This window comes from Dactylosporangium sp. NPDC051541 (assembly GCF_044454505.1).
In the GTDB taxonomy this organism is placed as follows: Bacteria; Actinomycetota; Actinomycetes; order Mycobacteriales; family Micromonosporaceae; genus Dactylosporangium.
Genome location: NZ_JBITDU010000006.1, coordinates 323,024 through 337,811, shown reverse-complemented (window position 1 = coordinate 337,811; position 14,788 = coordinate 323,024). Strand labels below are relative to the sequence as shown.

The window sequence follows — 14,788 nt, the reverse complement described above, 5'->3', positions numbered from 1 at the left end:
GCGCGCTTCGCGAGTGACCGTGCGCGCTTCGCGAGTGACCGTGCGCGCTTCGCGAGTGACCGTGCGCGCTTCGCGAGTGACCGTGCGCGCTTCGCGAGTGACCGTGCGCGCTTCGCGGCTTGCCGTCCTCGCGACCGCTGCCGGCCGACGCATGCGGGGGCAAGCGGGGGCATGCTCGGCGCCTGCGTTGGTTGACAAATTTTGCCGTCGTTGCGGCAGCCTGCGCCCGGTCGCGCAGCTGTGGCGGCGGACGGCCGAGGGTGCGCGTTTTCGGCATGTGCACGACGGTATATTCGTGACGAAGTTGACGAACGTCACTATCCGTACACAGGTGATAGCCCAACGGAGGGAAGGCGTCAGTGTTGCCGTCTTTAGTCATTGCGACCGCTGCACTGTGTTCAGTACTTTGGAAGATATGGCTATAGGGCCCCTCCCTGTAGCTTGGCCGCGGCGGTCCTCCGACTCCAATTCGGGTGGCCGCCGTTTGGCTTGTTCGGGTGCTTCGCCTTGTGGAGCTAGATTAGGGCCTAGTGGCCACTAGGTCAAGCCATGCGGGCTCGTTCAGCTTGCGGCCTGCTTGACCAGGGTGGTGATGCGGGCTTCGACGTCCTTGGTCAGCTTGTTGACGGCGTAGGCGACGGGCCACAGGTCGCCGTCGTCCAAGGCCGCGTCCTGGTTGAAGCCGAGGGTCGAATAGCGCGTTTTGAACTTCGTCGCCGGCTGGAAGAAGCAGATGGATTTCGTGCCTTTGTAATAGGCCGGCATGCCGTACCAGAGCTTCGCCGTCAGGTCCGGGGCGGCTTCCGTGACGAGGGCGTGAATGCGTTCGGCCGTCGCACGGTCGGCCGGCTCCATCTCGGCGATCTTGTCGAGCATCGCCTGCAGGTCTTCGGCCGCCTTGTCCGCCTTCGAACCGCGGCGCGCGGACGCGCGGACCTCGGCGACATGCTCCTGCATCGCGGCGCGCTCCTCCGCGTTGAAGGCCGGGGTGGAGGCCGACGCGGAACCGGTGCGCTTTTTCGGTGCCATGGCAGAAATCCCCTTACTGGCGAAACCTACGAAGATCGGGACGTTTCCCATGCTAGAAGTACCCCCGCCGGCCTCGCTTCTTGAAAACTGATCGAAGGACGGGTCAGCGCACCGAGTCGGCGGTCGCTACGCTCGCAGCCGTTTCATCCCCCGCTATCCGTTTGGAAGGGATGTTCCGTGCGCAGAATCCTGCGGGCGGCGCTGCTCACCACGACACTCACGGCCGCCGCCGTGGTCGTGGTCGCCGCTCCGGCCACCGCCGCCGAGCCGCACATCAACCTCACGCCGTCGTTCATCGCGTACACCGACGCGACGACGCCGACGACCACCACCTTCTATCCCGATGGTGACCTGCCCGTCGGCACGAACACGTTCATCGATCAGAAGGTGCACAAGACGCGGGTGTACTTCGGGTTCGACATCTACAGCGTTCAGCGGGCCCGGCTCAAGTCCGCGCACCTCGTGCTGATCGATCGCTCATCCGACTGCACGAAGCCGAAGTCGCTGTACGCGCAGCCGACGAACGAGTTCACCGCGACCAACACCTGGCAGAAGCCGCCGAAGGCCGCCGGCTCGGCCGTCAAGCCGGTGTTCGCGGGCTCGGGCTGCTACCTGCAGGCCACCTTCGACCTGACCACCGGGCTGAACAAGGCGCTCGCCGTCAAGTCGGCCCGGCTGTGGGTCGAGGTCGCGGTGCCGGACGGCAACGAGAGCAAGCCGGCGTTCGGGCAGTGGCTGGCGCAGAACGACTTCGACCTGCAGGTCGAGCTCACGAACAAGCCGCCGAACAAGCCGGTGAAGACGCGCTACGACGGTGACGTGCCGTGCAGTGCCGGCCCGAAGTATGCGAACGAGAACTTCTCCGCCTACGCCGACGTGACCGACCCGGACACCAACCCCGGCGATTCGCTGCGCAGCGACATGGAGTTTTGGCCGGTCGCGAACCCGGCGGCCAAGACGGCCGTGCAGACTTCCTACAGCAGTGGCGGCGACGGCATCTTCGGCGTCGGCACCATCCCGGCCGGCACGCTGCCCGAGGGCGCCTACGCGTGGCACGCTCGCACGTTTGACCAGCGGGCCTACTCGCCGTGGAGCGACGACTGCGCGTTCGTCGTGGACCGTACGGCCCCGAACGTTCCCGCCGTGTCCTCTGTGGAGTTCCCGGAGAACCCGCCGGCCCCGACCGGCGGCCCGGCGCTCGAGGGCACCTTCGTGGTCGGCCCCAACGGCTCCACCGACGTCGTCGGCTACCGCTACGGCGGCCGGTTCGGGCTGACCTACGTGGCCGCGAAGGCCGACGGGACGGCCACGTTCAAGTACCGTCCGTTCGGTGTCGGTCCGCAGACGCTGACCGTGATCGCGTATGACCGGGCCGGCAATTCGGCCGAGAAGCAGTACCAGATGAACGTCCGGGACGTTTCGATCTCGGCGTGGTCCGTCGCCCAGGCCCCCGACCCGGCCTCGTCCGGAATCATCGTCACGATGCACTTCACCAGCCAGGCCGGCAGCGGGCTGACCAAGGTGCGCTACTCGGCCGACGGCGAGGTCCGCACCGCCACCTTCGGCGCCGACGGCATCGTCGACGCGCCGCTGCCGGCGCTGCGGCCGGGCCAGCACGAGCTCACGTGGACCGGCCTGGACGACAGCGGCACCGAGTACTACACGGTGACGTCGTACTTCTACGCCCTCGACGACCCGTCCGTCGACTCCGACGGCGTCTACCCGATCGACGGCTCCGGCGGCGGCATCGGCCAGGCGGGCGTGTTCACGGTCGTGCCGTTCAATGCCAACGGCGCGCAGAGCGTGGAGTACTTCACCACGCAGGACAGCGAACACGTGCTCGTCCCGCTCGACGCCGACGGCAAGGGCCGCATCCACTGGACGCCGACCCAGACCGGCTGGACCTACTTCTGGGTCGGCATCCACTACGCCGACGGCACCACGTCCTGGTACCACAACTTCTCGGTCACGGTGAACTGACTCCCACATCTCCACCGCAGCGCATCGCGGTTACGTCACGCTCTGCACGGCGGCTGCACTGCGGTGCACGACGGCTTGGTCGCGGTTTGCACGACGGCTGCACTGTCGCGCACTGCGGCGCACGGCGGCCCGTCGCGGCTTGGTCGCGGTTATGCACAGCGGCTGCACCATCGCGGCTCGGTCGCGGTTTGCACGCTGGCTGCATCGCTGTGCACTGCGATGGACCGCGGCTGCGTCGTGGTGCGCATCAGCTCCGTCGCGGTTTGCACGACGGCTGCACCATCGCGGCTCGGTCACGGTTATGCACAGCGGCTGCACCATCGCGGCTCGGTCGCGGTTTGCACGCTGGCTGCATCGCCGTGCACTGCGATGAACCGCGGCTGCGTCGTGGTGCGCATCAGCTCCGTCGCGGTTTGCACGACGGCTGCGTCGCGGTGGGCTGCGGTTGTGTCGCGGTGCGGACTGTGGCAAAGGGGCGGGCCGGGGTTGACTCGGCCCGCCCTCTGTCTGTCAGCGCGCTGTGCAGGTGGCGGTCAGGCCGGTGCCGGTGCCCGTGCCCTGGAAGCCGAACTCGGTCCATTGACCAGCCGGGACTGTGCCGTTGTATTGCACGTTCGTGAACTGCACCGCGCCGCTGTTGCCGCTGCGGTTGGCGTTCCACGCACTCGTGATCGTCGCGCCGGACGGTAGCGTGCTCGCGACCGTCCAGCCACTGATCGCGGACGCTCCCGCGGTGACGCGGATCGTGGCCACGAACCCGCCGTTCCATTGGTTGATGGACGCGGACGCAGTACACCCGCCGCCTGGAATGTTCGAAGCGGACGGACTCGTCGACCTTGACGGTGATGTCGACGGGGACGTTGATTGTGATGGCGACGTTGACGGGGATGTTGATTGTGACGGCGACGTTGACGGTGACGGGCTGGACGTGCTGCCGCTCAACGTTGGCGTTGTCCAGTCGCGCCACTCGGCCAGGTTGCCCGCGGCCTTGCTCGAGATGTGGAAGGAGCCGGGCGAGTTCCCGGTCTTCGTCAGGTACTTCTGAATGTTCTGTTGCAGCGGCGCGCTCCACTCGGGCCGATTCGCGCAGTGCGTGCCGTTCTGGATGTCCGACCAGTAGGTGATGTTGTCGCCGGCGCCGAGCGCTTTGTACACTTCCGCGCCGCCGAGCGCGGCCACGCTCGCCGACTTCGGGCCGAGGTTGACGATGTGCGGGTTGTCCATGATGAACAGGCCGCGCGGTGCGACCATGGCCACCATTTCGTGCGTGTCCACCGGTAGCCGGGTCGGGCTGCTCGTGAACGAGCCGAACGCGTCGCCGAGCCACGGCTGCTCGCCGTACGCGCTGCTCAGACTCTGCGCGCCCTCGCCCGGGATGCCGCGGAAGATCGGCACCCCGGCGCTGCCGGACTCGATCGGCATCGTCAGCTGGATGCGCTGATCGAACGCGCCGATGACGAACGCGCCCTTGCCGAACCGCGAACACCCGGTCACACCGGTCGCGTCGCCGCGCAGAATCGTGCCGCCGGACTGCTCGAGTACGTCGATGATCCGGCTGACGCCCCACGCCCAGGCCATGAGCAGGCCGGTCGGACTGTTCGCGCCGTAGATGCTGTAGAACGCGCCCTGTTTGTTGTTGCGCGGCGTGCCTTCCTTGCCCACCGCGTAGGGGTCGTAGTTGATGACCGCGGCGCCCGCGGCCTTGATGGCGGCCGTGTCCGCTCCGAACCCGCCGAGCACGACCACCGCGGGGAACGGCCCGTTGCCACTGGGCGCGTCGACGCTGGCGGAGAAGCTGGAACTCTTGCCGGCGTTCGAGACGTTCACGGTGATCGAGGTGCGGGACACGGTACCGGTGACGGTCTGGGGCTTTGCGGGTTTCTCGCCGTACACGAACTTTTCCGAAAGCTTCTTGATCAACTCACGCTGGCAGGTCCAGTCGGACTTGCTGGTGATGCGGGAGCCGTCGAGCTTCTTGAAGGGATCGGGCAGCTTGGCGTTGGTGGGCAGCGAGCCGGCGTCGGGCAGGGCGGGCACCGCGCAGTTCGCGCCCTCGTCCTCGACACCGGCACTGGCGGCGCTGGCGGCGGTGGTGTGCACGACCAGTGCTCCCGCGCCCGTGATCAGGGCCGCGACCGCGAGGCCGACGAGCGTCAGACGGGCCGCGGGGCGGCCCGAGCTGATCTTCACCAGGGCTCTCCTTCCGGATGGGTCCGGTTGGGGCGGGCCGGATGTAAATATTGCGCTGAGATTCGGGCAACGTTTCGAACCCTGTCAAGGCGCCCACCGCCCCGCGCAGGCCGCACCCGGTCCAGGCCGTGGAACTTGCATCGCGGGCGAATGAAGCATGCGCGAATCAGACCTGCGCGGATCGAACATGCACACGGACGTGCATGCGCGAATCAGACCTGCGCGGATCGAACATGCACACGGACGTGCATGCGCGAATGAGACCTGCGCGGATCGAACATGCACACGGAGGTGCATGCGCGAATGGGACTTGCGCGGATCGACCGTACGCACGGACGTGCATGCGCGAATGAGACCTGCGCGGATCGAACATGCACACGGACGTGCATGCGCGAATGGAACGGGCGCGGGCGGAACGTGCACGGGCAGAGTCGGCGCGGGCGGAACGTGCACGGACGGAGCGGGCAACGGTGGGCGGTGGTTGGCGGTGTTGCTCAGACGGTGAGCACGATTTTGCCGCGGGCGTGTTCGGTTTCGAGGGCGTGCAGAGCGGCGGCGGTTTCGTTGAGTGACCAGACCCGCTCGATCTCCGGTACCAGTCGGCCGTCGGCCACCATCGCGGCCAAGGTGGTCAAGGCGGCCGGGTTCGGCTGGTTCAGCACGACCTTCACCCGCCCGCGGTGGAGCGCGGACCGGGTCATGATCGTGACCAGGCGGGGTAGCGGGCCGAGGACGCGGCCGCCGGTGCCGTTCGATCCGATGAAGACGCCGCGCTCGGTCAGGACACCTAGCATGCCGCCGACCGTGTAGCCGCCGGCCAGGTCGATTACGGCGTCGTAGCGTTCGGTGCCCTTGGTGAAGTCTTCCCGCGTGTAGTCGACGACCCGTTCGGCGCCGAGCGCGCGGGCGCGGGCGGCGTTGCGTGGGCTGCACACGGCGGTGACCGCCGCGCCCGCCAGCTTGGCCAACTGCACCGCGAACGTGCCGACGCCGCCCGACGCTCCGTTGATGAGCACGTTGACTACTGGTTTGATGGGTTGATTTTCGTCGACGTGGTTGATTGTCATGCCAGTGGGTTGATTGGCGTCAACGGGTTGATCAGCATGCGCCGACCGGTCGCGTTGATTTTCGTCGGCGTTGACCAGGCGCACGGCCTGCAGCGCGGTCGTACCCGACACCGGCAGTGTCGCCGCCTGCTCGAAGGTGATCCCCGCCGGCTTGGCGGCGAGCGTGTCGGCCGGCACGGCGATGTACTCGGCGAAGCCGCGCTTGGTTGTCTCGGCCAGCACCGCGTCGCCCGGTGCCCACGCCGTCACGCCGGGGCCGGCCAGCTCGACCGTGCCGGCGATCGCCCGGCCGGGGATGGGCACCTTCGGGCGGCGCACACCGAGCTGCAGGCGGGCGATGCGCGGCTCACCGTGCAGGTCGACCCGATCACCGTGGTTGAACGCGGCCGCGTGCACCTTCACCAGCACCTCGCCCGCCTTCGGCACGGGCCGTTCGACGTCGGTGAACCGCAGCACGCTCGCGTCGCCGTACCGCTCCTGTACAACCGCCTTCACGACCGCCCCCTCGCGAAGTTGAAGCGCTCCCCGACAGGCAGCGCACAGACGACGACAACGTCGTGGTCAGCGGACCACCGCACGCGCCCGTCCCCACATCGCTCCTGCACAACCGCCTTCACGACCGCCTCCTCGCCAGGTTCAGGCTTTCCAGCACCGCGCTGACAACCGACAACGCACCCGCGATGACGACGCCGTAGTTGATCCAGCGGACCACGTCCGGGCCCCAGCCGGCGGCGTCCGCGAACGCGGGGTTGATGATGTGGTCGCCGGCCGCCAGCCAGACGAGCACGAGGGCGCCGCCGACGTTGACCAGGGCTCCGGCGAGCGCGCGGGGCACGCTCCAGCGGATGTAGTACTTCGCGAAGGACACGGCGAGGTTCGCGATGCCGAGGGCGATGAAGAGGTACACCATCCCGGTCTGCCAAAGCCACGGCGCGAAGATCGCGATCGGCTCCCCGTCGGCGTCCTGTAGCGGGCTGAGGCCCGGGGACAACAGGATGAACGTCGAGATCAGCACGAGCAGGAGGGTTTCGGCGGTCAGCTCGGCGTAGCGCGTGCGCCGGCTCGGCTGCTCCGGCAGCGCGGCCGGGGTCCAGGCCCGGGTCAGGGCGGCGCGCGTCCCGGTCCGCTCCAGCAGGACGAAGACGAGTGTTGTCCAGAACGCCACGTGTACTGCCGTGTTGATCGCGGCTCCGAGCGTGGCCCCGATGACGTCCGTCGCCGTGCTGTCGCTGGACAGCGTGCGCATGAGCCCGGTGAAGCCGGCCACCGCGGGCACGACGACGGCGAGCAGGGTCGTGAGCAGGCGCGTGTAGTCCAGGAACACGGCGGGGCCGATGAGCTGGAGCGGCCGGTCGGCGTAGCCCGCGGCCAGCCGGGCCGGGTCGCCGAGGTCGGTGAGCACCGCCCGCTCGGCTTCGGCGGACTCGGTGCCGGTTTCGACGCGGTCCTCGATGGCGTCGGCGATCGAGGCGCGCAGTTCCTGTTCGATGTCGGGTCGCTGCCGCGCGGGCAGGCGGCGCAGGGTGGCCTCGACGTAGCGATCGGTGAGGGTGGTGGTCGCGATGGTCATGACTCGCCGCCTTTCGGGACGGTCGTGTTGTCGGTCAACGCGCGGAACGCGCCGTCGAGCTGGCCCCAGTCCGTGCGCAGCGCTTCGGCGAGGGCCGCGCCCTGTTCGCTGGTCCGGTAGAACTTCCGGGGCCGGGACTCCTCGGTGTTCCAGTCGCTGGTGAGCAGGCCCTGCTTCTCGAGCCGGCGCAGGAGCGGATACAGCGTGTTGGCATCGACGGCGAACCCGCTGCGCTCCAGCTGGTCGAGCAGCGCGTAGCCGTAGTTGGGCCGGTCGAGGATCAGCAGGCACGCGAGCACAACCGTGCCGCGCCGCAGCTCCTGGAGGTGCGCCGAGAGCAGTTCATCGTCGGGCATGCATCTCACTATAGTGTGTGTCGCACACTATAGCAACGGACACATCATTGGGTCAGTTTCGGTTGTGAGCGGACCGGGCACACGATCCGTTGAGGAGGTGCCGAACATGTCCGAGCATGACGGAGTCGCCCATCTCGGCGACATCGAGACGGCGCTGCGGCGGGAGCGGGACATCATCCAGGAGCGGTTCCCGGACGCTCCGCCGGCGGAAGTCGAGCGGTTGGTCAACGACACCTACGCGGACCTGCTCCGCGAGGCCGAGGTGGAGACACACGTCCTGTCACTCACCCGGCCCCGCGTCGTGGAGCAGCTGCGCGAACGCGGGTACGCGATGCACGAACCCGTGCTGAGCGACGACGTTTCCTAAAGCGATCCCCTATTGCCGGTCACGCTCAACGACGACGCCGCGCGGCCGGCGGGGTGATGCGCACCCGCTCACTCGCCGGTCGCGTTTCGATGTCGCCGAGCTGCTCGGTGACGGTCTGCCGCAGCTCGGCGTAGTCGTCGAACGTGCTCTCACCGAACAGCGTGTAGCCGGCCCACATCAGGTTCGCGCACACCTGCGGCGGCACCTTGCCGGTCGCCGCGCCCATCCCCACGAGCGCCACCGACGTGATGCTGCCCGGTGCGCGTTCGTTCTGCATGTGTACGGCCTGAAACGCCGCCGCACACGCGAGCGCGACATTCAGCGTGTGCCGCACGTTCTCGGCCTGCGCGTGCATGGTCGGCGTCGAGATCAGGAACTTCGGGTTCGCCGCACCGGACGGCACGCACACCGCGGCCCCGATCGGCAGCGCCGCACCGAACCCGTCCCGGATCGCCCTGTGCACCCGCAGCTGAATCCCGGGCCCGAGCTGCCCGAGGATCGCCGCGTCGACCCCGCCGCTCATGACACCGTGCGAGTTCGTCGGCGTCACCCAGGCGTCGACCCGCTGGTTGAGGATCGAACCCTTCGTGATCTCGACGTCACGCTCGTCCGCGAACGCCGACATCAACGCCTGCACGACCTTCGCGTTCACGTCGCACAAAACGACACGAACAGTCATGGTGTCCCTCCACTTTCGATCGGGTTGAACGCACCCGGTACGGTGCGCGATGTCCACAGTGGAACTTTGGGGGAGGGTACATTGAGCGACACCGAGGACCCGCTCGGCCTGGCCGCACTGTTCGCCGGCGGCGGCGAGCCGTGGCTGCCGCTGCTGAAGCCGGTCATCGAGGCGCAGCACAGCGCGCCGCAGTTCATCGGCCCCGGCCGCGACCCGCAGATCGTGCCGGTGCGGGAGCTGACGTTCCAGGCGCTCAAGCCCAACCCGCCGCACAAGTGGAAAGTCGTCGTCTTCGGGCAGAACCCGTATCCCCGCCCCGAGAGCGCGACCGGCATCGCGATGTTCGACAACACGTTCCACGACTGGGCGGACAGCCAGTTCGGGCGGGTCGTGAGCATCCGGTGCATCATCAAGGCCGCGGCCATGTGGAAGTACCAGATCCCGAAGAAGACGCCGATCAGCGAGATCCGCGCGCTGCTCAAGGCGCAGGACACGGTGCCGCCGCCCGAGTGGTTCTCGTCGATGCTCACGCAGGGCGTGCTGCTGCTCAACGCGTCGCTGACCGCCAGCGCCGACGGCAGCCTCGGCACCGACCAGCACACCGGCTTCTGGCGCCCGGTCGTCGAGCGGCTGGTCGAGGAGATCCTGAAGGCCAAGCAGCAGGCCGAGTCCGACGAGGACCGCGGCGTTGTCTTCGCCTGGTGGGGCGCGCACGCCCGGACCCTGAAGAGCCTGGTGGTGCGGCTGCAGAAGAAGTACCCGGACGTCGAGGTCCGCCACATCGACCACCCGAACCCGGCCGCGCAGGGCGACATCTTCTGCGACAACGAGCACTTCGCGACGGTCAACGAAGCCCTGCGCTCCCTCGGCGCCGACGAGATCGACTGGCTGCCGAGCAAGGGCTGGAACACGTCCCAGGACGAGGCGGCCACCCGCATGGGTGCGTTCATCAACTCGACGATGGAGCTGCACAAGCTCTACCTGGAGCGGCTGGAGAGCGTCAAGGACGAGGGCCTGGCGCTCCCCGCGATCACCGGCGTGTTCACCACCCCGCTCACCGACTTCCGCACCGCGATCGCCCCGGCCGCGGCCGTCCTGAGCGGCCTGGACTGGCATGTGGAGGCGTCGCAGCGGTTCGGCGAGAAGGTGGCCTCGTCCGCACTGTCGGCCGACGAGGTCGCCGCGCTCTACCTGTATACCTGCGAGTCCGCGTTCTATCGGCAGATCAACGCCACCCTGCGCAGCCCGGACCGCAGTCGCATGTCGCCGTACCTGCCGTACCTCCGACTGCTCTTCTCCGCCGTTTCACGTCTGCCCGCCCGCCGCGAGCCACTGTGGCGGGGCGTGCGGATGGACCTGCGCCGGCAGTACCCGCTGGGCCAGACGGTCACGTGGTGGGGCGTGTCGTCCTGCACCTCCGACGTCGGCGTGGCGAAGGCGTTCATGGGCGGCAGCGGCAAACGAACGCTCTTCGAGGTCGTCCCGCTGCGGGCGGTAGGCATCCGCAGCTTCTCGGCCTTCACCGGCGAGGAGGAATACATCCTGACGCCGGGCACGCAACTGACAGTGACCGACGTCAAGGCCGAGCGGGGCGGCCTGTGCACCGTGAAGCTGACGGAGCTGGAGGAGCAGGACCAGGTTCAGTAAAACGGCGCGGTTTGCACCTTCGTGCACATGGTGGATGGGCGCGCGGTGATGCGTGGACATTTCGCCCGATAGCGTGGGCTCCATTGACGTACATTCGCGTACACACGGTCGCGATGTCGTTACAGGAGGCTGCGATGCCGAGCGAACTCGCCGTTGCCATTGCCGCCGCCATCGCCGGCCGAGGCGGTGCGACCGTGGCCGGCGAAGGCGACACGGCTCTGGCCGCACTCGCCCGGACCATACGTGACCAGCTCCAACGTGGCCGCCGCGAAGGCGAAGCACCCGAAGCGGACGCACGCAACGAAGCCGCCGCCCAAACCGCCGACAGCCAAGCCACCGCGCGCGCCGGCAACAGCCAAGCCACCGCCCAAAGCGGCGGCCACAACCGGCAGAACGCCCTCGCCGAGCAGCTCAGCCGCGCCCTCGCCGACGACCCCCGGTTCGCCGGGCTCGTGCGCGACCAGTGGCACGCCGTCCAGACCGAGCTCACCATGGGCGAAGCGGCCGTGCACAACAGCTTCAGCGGTACCGCCGACAAGGTCGTCCAGGCCAGGGACATCCACGGCGACCTCACCTTCTGACCGTGTCCCCCACCAACGACCTCTCCGGCAGCATCCACGGGCCCGCGGTGCAAGCGGGCACGATCCGCGACGTCCACATCCATCAGCCCGCAAACCCGGCGACGGTACCGCGGCAGCTGCCCGCCCCCACCGCCACGTTCACCGGTCGCACCGGCCTGCTCGCCGAACTCGACGGACTGCTGCTCGACGGCACCGGCCGGACCCTCGTCGTCCTCACCGGCCCCGGCGGCGTCGGCAAGACCGCGCTGGCGCTGCACTGGGCCCACCATATCCGTGACCGGTACCCCGGCGGCCAGCTCCACCTCGACCTCGAAGGGTTCGGCGGCAACGAACCCGTCGACGGCAACGACGCGCTCGCGGCGTTCCTGCGCGGCCTCGGCGTCGCCAACGCCGCGTTGCCGGCCACCGCGGCCGAGCGGGCCGCGCTCTACCGGACCCTCACCGCCGACCGGGCCATCCTGGTGCTCCTCGACAACGCGCTGTCCGCAGCGCAGCTCCGGCCGCTGCTCCCCGCGTCCGCGACCAGCGTCGTCCTCGTCACCAGCCGCCAGCGGCTGCCGGAGCTCATCCCCGACGGCGCCCGCCTCATCGACGTCGAGCCCCTGCCGACCGAGGACTCGGTGGCGCTCCTCGCCCGGACCGCCGGCCCGGCGCGCGTCGAGCGGGAACGGCACCAGGCCGAGCGGCTGGCCGAACTCTGCGGCGGGCTCCCGCTCGCGCTGTGCGTGGCCGCGGCCCGGCTCGTCACCCGCCCGAAACTGTCGATCCGCGGCGTCGCCGACGAGCTCGCCGACGAGACCACCCGGCTGGCCGGCTTCGGCGGCCCCGGCGACCACACTGTACGGGCCGCGTTCGACGTCTCCTACCGGCATCTGGACGCGAACACGGCCGCGCTGTACCGGCGGCTCGCCTTCCACCCCGGCCCGGAGTTCGGCCCCGGCATCGTCCGCGCCGTCGCCGCCGCGATCGACCCCACATCGGCCGCGCCGGCGATCGAGCGGCTGCTCCAGGCCAACCTGCTCCAAGAAACCGCCGAAGAACGCTTTAAATACCTGGATTTGGTGGTACTGCATGCTCGTGCGCAAACCGGCGCGGAGGAGCAACGGATCGCACGGCTGTCGCAGCTCGAGTGGTACCACGCGGCGGCGCGGCGGGCCGACGAGGTGCTGACGCCCTACCGGCGGCGGCCCGCGTACACGGCCATCACCGAACCCGTGGGCCTCCCCCGGCTGCATTCCCGCCCCGCGGCCCTGGCCTGGCTGGAGCGGGAGGGCGCCAATCTGGTGACGGCCGGCCCGGTCGCCTTCGACCTCGCGCACTTCGAGCTGGCGTGGGCCCTCTGCGACGTACTGTGGCCGCTGCTGTTGCTCGTGAAACCGCCGCTGCGGGAGCGCCTCGAGATCCATCGGCGCGGGGTCGCGGCCGCGCGGGCCTGGGGCGACCCCTGGGCGGAGGCGATCATGCTCACCCGGGTCGGGCGGGTACACACGCGGCTCGGCGACACGGCCACGGCCGCCGCCGACCTGGACGCCGCGATCCGCCTCTTCGACACCGCCGGGGACGCGCGGGGCCGGCTGGACGCGCAGGAGGCACTGGCCGCCGCGCACCTGGCCGCGAACCGCCTCGATCATGCTGTACACCTGCTGCGGGAAGTCCTTGACGGAAGCCGGCGCCTCGGCGAACCGCGGGCCGTCGGGCTGGCGCTGACCACGCTCGGCACGGCGCTGTCCCGGGCCGGGCGGGCGGCGGAGGCGCTGCCGCCGCTGCGGGAGGCGCGGGCGCTGTTCGAGGGGCTGGGCGAGCTCGATCCGTACAACGGCGTCCGGGCGACGGCCGGGATCGCCGGGGCACTGCTCGCCACCGGCGACCTCGCCGGCGCGGAGAAGGCCGCGACCGAGGCCGCGCACGGGATGCACGACCTCGGCTCGAGCCACGAGGAAGCGGAGGCACGGACCCTGCTCGGGGCCATCGCGCGCCGCCGCGGCGACCCGGAAGCGGCCCGGCGGCACTACCACTCCGCGATCGAACTGTTCACCGCCTCCGGGTCGCCCCGCGCCGCCGAGGTCGCGGCCGAAGCCTCAAGCGTCCGGTCCTAGGAACCGCGGCGGCGCAACGGGCTCGGGGCGGCGATGGCGGCCCGGCACCGCGAGGCCCAGCAGCCGGTACATGGTGCGGCGGATCTGCGCGCCCGCCTGCCCGGGCCGGGACGTCAGCGCCGCCGCGACGGCCGGCGCGTCGACCGGGCGGGCCGCCCGGACCTGCGGCAGCAGCGGCCGGTCCGGGTGCAGACGCGCGGCCGCCGCGGCGACGAGGGCCTGCGCCGAGCCGGGTGCGGTCAGCGCCCGGCGGCCGCCGACGTACAGCAGCGGCCGCCCGATCGCCGCGGCGTACACCGGCACCGACCCGTGATCGCCGACAACCAGGTCGCTGGCGATGATGAGCGAGCGCCACTCGGCGAGGGGGTCCAGCACCAGCAGGCCGGCGCCCCGGCAGTCGCGCAGCCAGGCCGACACCTGGCGGCGGCCGTGCGCGCCCCAGACCGCCGGGTGCAGCATGGCCGCCACCCGGAAGCCGCCCGGCAGCTGGTCGAGCAGCCGCGGGAGCAGATCCGGCGCGCCGCCGAAAACCCCGTCCCGCCCCCAGGTGGAGCTGACCACGACCAGTCGATGGTCATCCCCGAGACCCATGCCGCTGCGGTACCGCGCCCGCTGCGGCCCGCTCGCCACCAGCCGGTCGAAGCACGGATCGCCGGCCAGCACCGCGACGCCGAGCGCCTCCGGGCACTGCCGGCGCAGCACCGCCCGCTCCTGCTCGTGGGCCAGGATCAGCGCCGACGCCACGACCCGGCCGTCCCGCGTGAGCCGGGCACTGTCGAGGCCGTAGACGACCGGCTCGACGAGGGCCGCCCCGCCCACCTGCCGGGGCCGGGACCGCTTCCCCCGACCGGCCCCGTGCGCCATGACGACCACCGGTGCGCGCAGTTCGTGCAGCCCGCCGTACGCCGCGGCGACGGCGAGGTCGAACCGCTGCCGGGTCGCCTGGTCCCACGGCAGCACGGCCGCGCCGAGCTCGGCCAGAACCGGCGCGACGGCGTGGTTGAATACGTCGGGCGCGACCGTGAAAACAACTTGAATGCGTGAATCACATTCTACGTGACTCACAATGTCGAGCAGCCGGTGACACGTTGCCAGCGTGTGGACCACGACGAGTACGGTGCGACAACCGGCTCGGGTACTCCATACGTCATCATCAATACTCAGCAGCATTCCGAACGCCCCCCTCGATGAACTTCGCGACAGGGGAAGCGTGCACGTGCGCTTTG

General features: G+C 69.8%; 12 protein-coding genes. 5 read left to right on the top strand and 7 right to left on the bottom strand.

Features of this window, described 5'->3' with window-relative positions; genetic code table 11:
• Positions 1–561: 561 nt before the first annotated feature.
• Positions 562–1,029, bottom strand: coding sequence for an iron chaperone (locus tag ACIA8L_RS28130; RefSeq protein ID WP_395909470.1), 468 nt, complete (start codon positions 1,027–1,029; stop codon positions 562–564).
• 177 nt (positions 1,030–1,206) lie between these two features.
• Between ACIA8L_RS28130 and ACIA8L_RS28125 the strand changes: the two genes are divergently transcribed.
• The gene (locus ACIA8L_RS28125; protein ID WP_395909469.1) at positions 1,207–3,009 is read left to right on the top strand and encodes a hypothetical protein; all 1,803 of its coding nucleotides are present in this window, start codon (positions 1,207–1,209) and stop codon (positions 3,007–3,009) included.
• 510 nt (positions 3,010–3,519) lie between these two features.
• Here ACIA8L_RS28125 and ACIA8L_RS28120 read toward each other — a convergent pair.
• The 4 genes from ACIA8L_RS28120 to ACIA8L_RS28105 all read right to left on the bottom strand — a co-directional run bounded on the left by ACIA8L_RS28120 (position 3,520) and on the right by ACIA8L_RS28105 (position 8,192).
• Positions 3,520–5,199, bottom strand: a complete 1,680-nt coding sequence (locus ACIA8L_RS28120) for a cellulose binding domain-containing protein (protein ID WP_395909468.1) — start codon at positions 5,197–5,199, stop codon at positions 3,520–3,522.
• 494 nt (positions 5,200–5,693) lie between these two features.
• Entirely contained in the window at positions 5,694–6,761 is a 1,068-nt protein-coding gene (locus ACIA8L_RS28115; protein WP_395909467.1) for an NAD(P)-dependent alcohol dehydrogenase, read from the bottom strand.
• Between the two features lie 118 nt (positions 6,762–6,879).
• The gene (locus ACIA8L_RS28110; protein ID WP_395909466.1) at positions 6,880–7,836 is read right to left on the bottom strand and encodes a permease prefix domain 1-containing protein; all 957 of its coding nucleotides are present in this window, start codon (positions 7,834–7,836) and stop codon (positions 6,880–6,882) included.
• On the bottom strand, positions 7,833–8,192 hold the full coding sequence (locus tag ACIA8L_RS28105; RefSeq protein WP_395909465.1) for a PadR family transcriptional regulator: 360 nt from the start codon (positions 8,190–8,192) through the stop codon (positions 7,833–7,835). The genes ACIA8L_RS28110 and ACIA8L_RS28105 overlap by 4 nt, the downstream gene beginning before the upstream one ends.
• A 106-nt stretch (positions 8,193–8,298) precedes the next feature.
• On the opposite strand from ACIA8L_RS28105, the gene ACIA8L_RS28100 reads away from it, so the two are divergent.
• Positions 8,299–8,559, top strand: a complete 261-nt coding sequence (locus tag ACIA8L_RS28100; RefSeq protein ID WP_395909464.1) for a three-helix bundle dimerization domain-containing protein — start codon at positions 8,299–8,301, stop codon at positions 8,557–8,559.
• 25 nt (positions 8,560–8,584) lie between these two features.
• Here the strand turns inward: ACIA8L_RS28100 and ACIA8L_RS28095 are convergent, their stop codons facing one another.
• Positions 8,585–9,238: a macro domain-containing protein gene (locus tag ACIA8L_RS28095; RefSeq protein ID WP_395909463.1), complete on the bottom strand. Its 654-nt coding sequence runs from the start codon at positions 9,236–9,238 to the stop codon at positions 8,585–8,587.
• Between the two features lie 81 nt (positions 9,239–9,319).
• Between ACIA8L_RS28095 and ACIA8L_RS28090 the strand changes: the two genes are divergently transcribed.
• The 3 genes from ACIA8L_RS28090 to ACIA8L_RS28080 all read left to right on the top strand — a co-directional run bounded on the left by ACIA8L_RS28090 (position 9,320) and on the right by ACIA8L_RS28080 (position 13,562).
• The gene (locus ACIA8L_RS28090; protein WP_395909462.1) at positions 9,320–10,885 is read left to right on the top strand and encodes an ADP-ribosyltransferase domain-containing protein; all 1,566 of its coding nucleotides are present in this window, start codon (positions 9,320–9,322) and stop codon (positions 10,883–10,885) included.
• A gap of 83 nt (positions 10,886–10,968) precedes the next feature.
• Positions 10,969–11,466 (top strand): hypothetical protein, encoded by a 498-nt coding sequence (locus ACIA8L_RS28085; RefSeq protein ID WP_395909461.1) that lies wholly within the window; start codon positions 10,969–10,971, stop codon positions 11,464–11,466.
• 2 nt (positions 11,467–11,468) lie between these two features.
• Positions 11,469–13,562 carry an ATP-binding protein gene (locus ACIA8L_RS28080; protein ID WP_395909459.1) on the top strand — a complete coding sequence of 698 codons (2,094 nt, stop codon included), beginning with the start codon at positions 11,469–11,471 and terminating at the stop codon, positions 13,560–13,562.
• Here the strand turns inward: ACIA8L_RS28080 and ACIA8L_RS28075 are convergent.
• Positions 13,545–14,669 carry a hypothetical protein gene (locus tag ACIA8L_RS28075; RefSeq protein WP_395909458.1) on the bottom strand — a complete coding sequence of 375 codons (1,125 nt, stop codon included), beginning with the start codon at positions 14,667–14,669 and terminating at the stop codon, positions 13,545–13,547. The two genes, ACIA8L_RS28080 and ACIA8L_RS28075, sit on opposite strands and share 18 nt — an antisense overlap.
• Positions 14,670–14,788 lie beyond the last annotated feature (119 nt).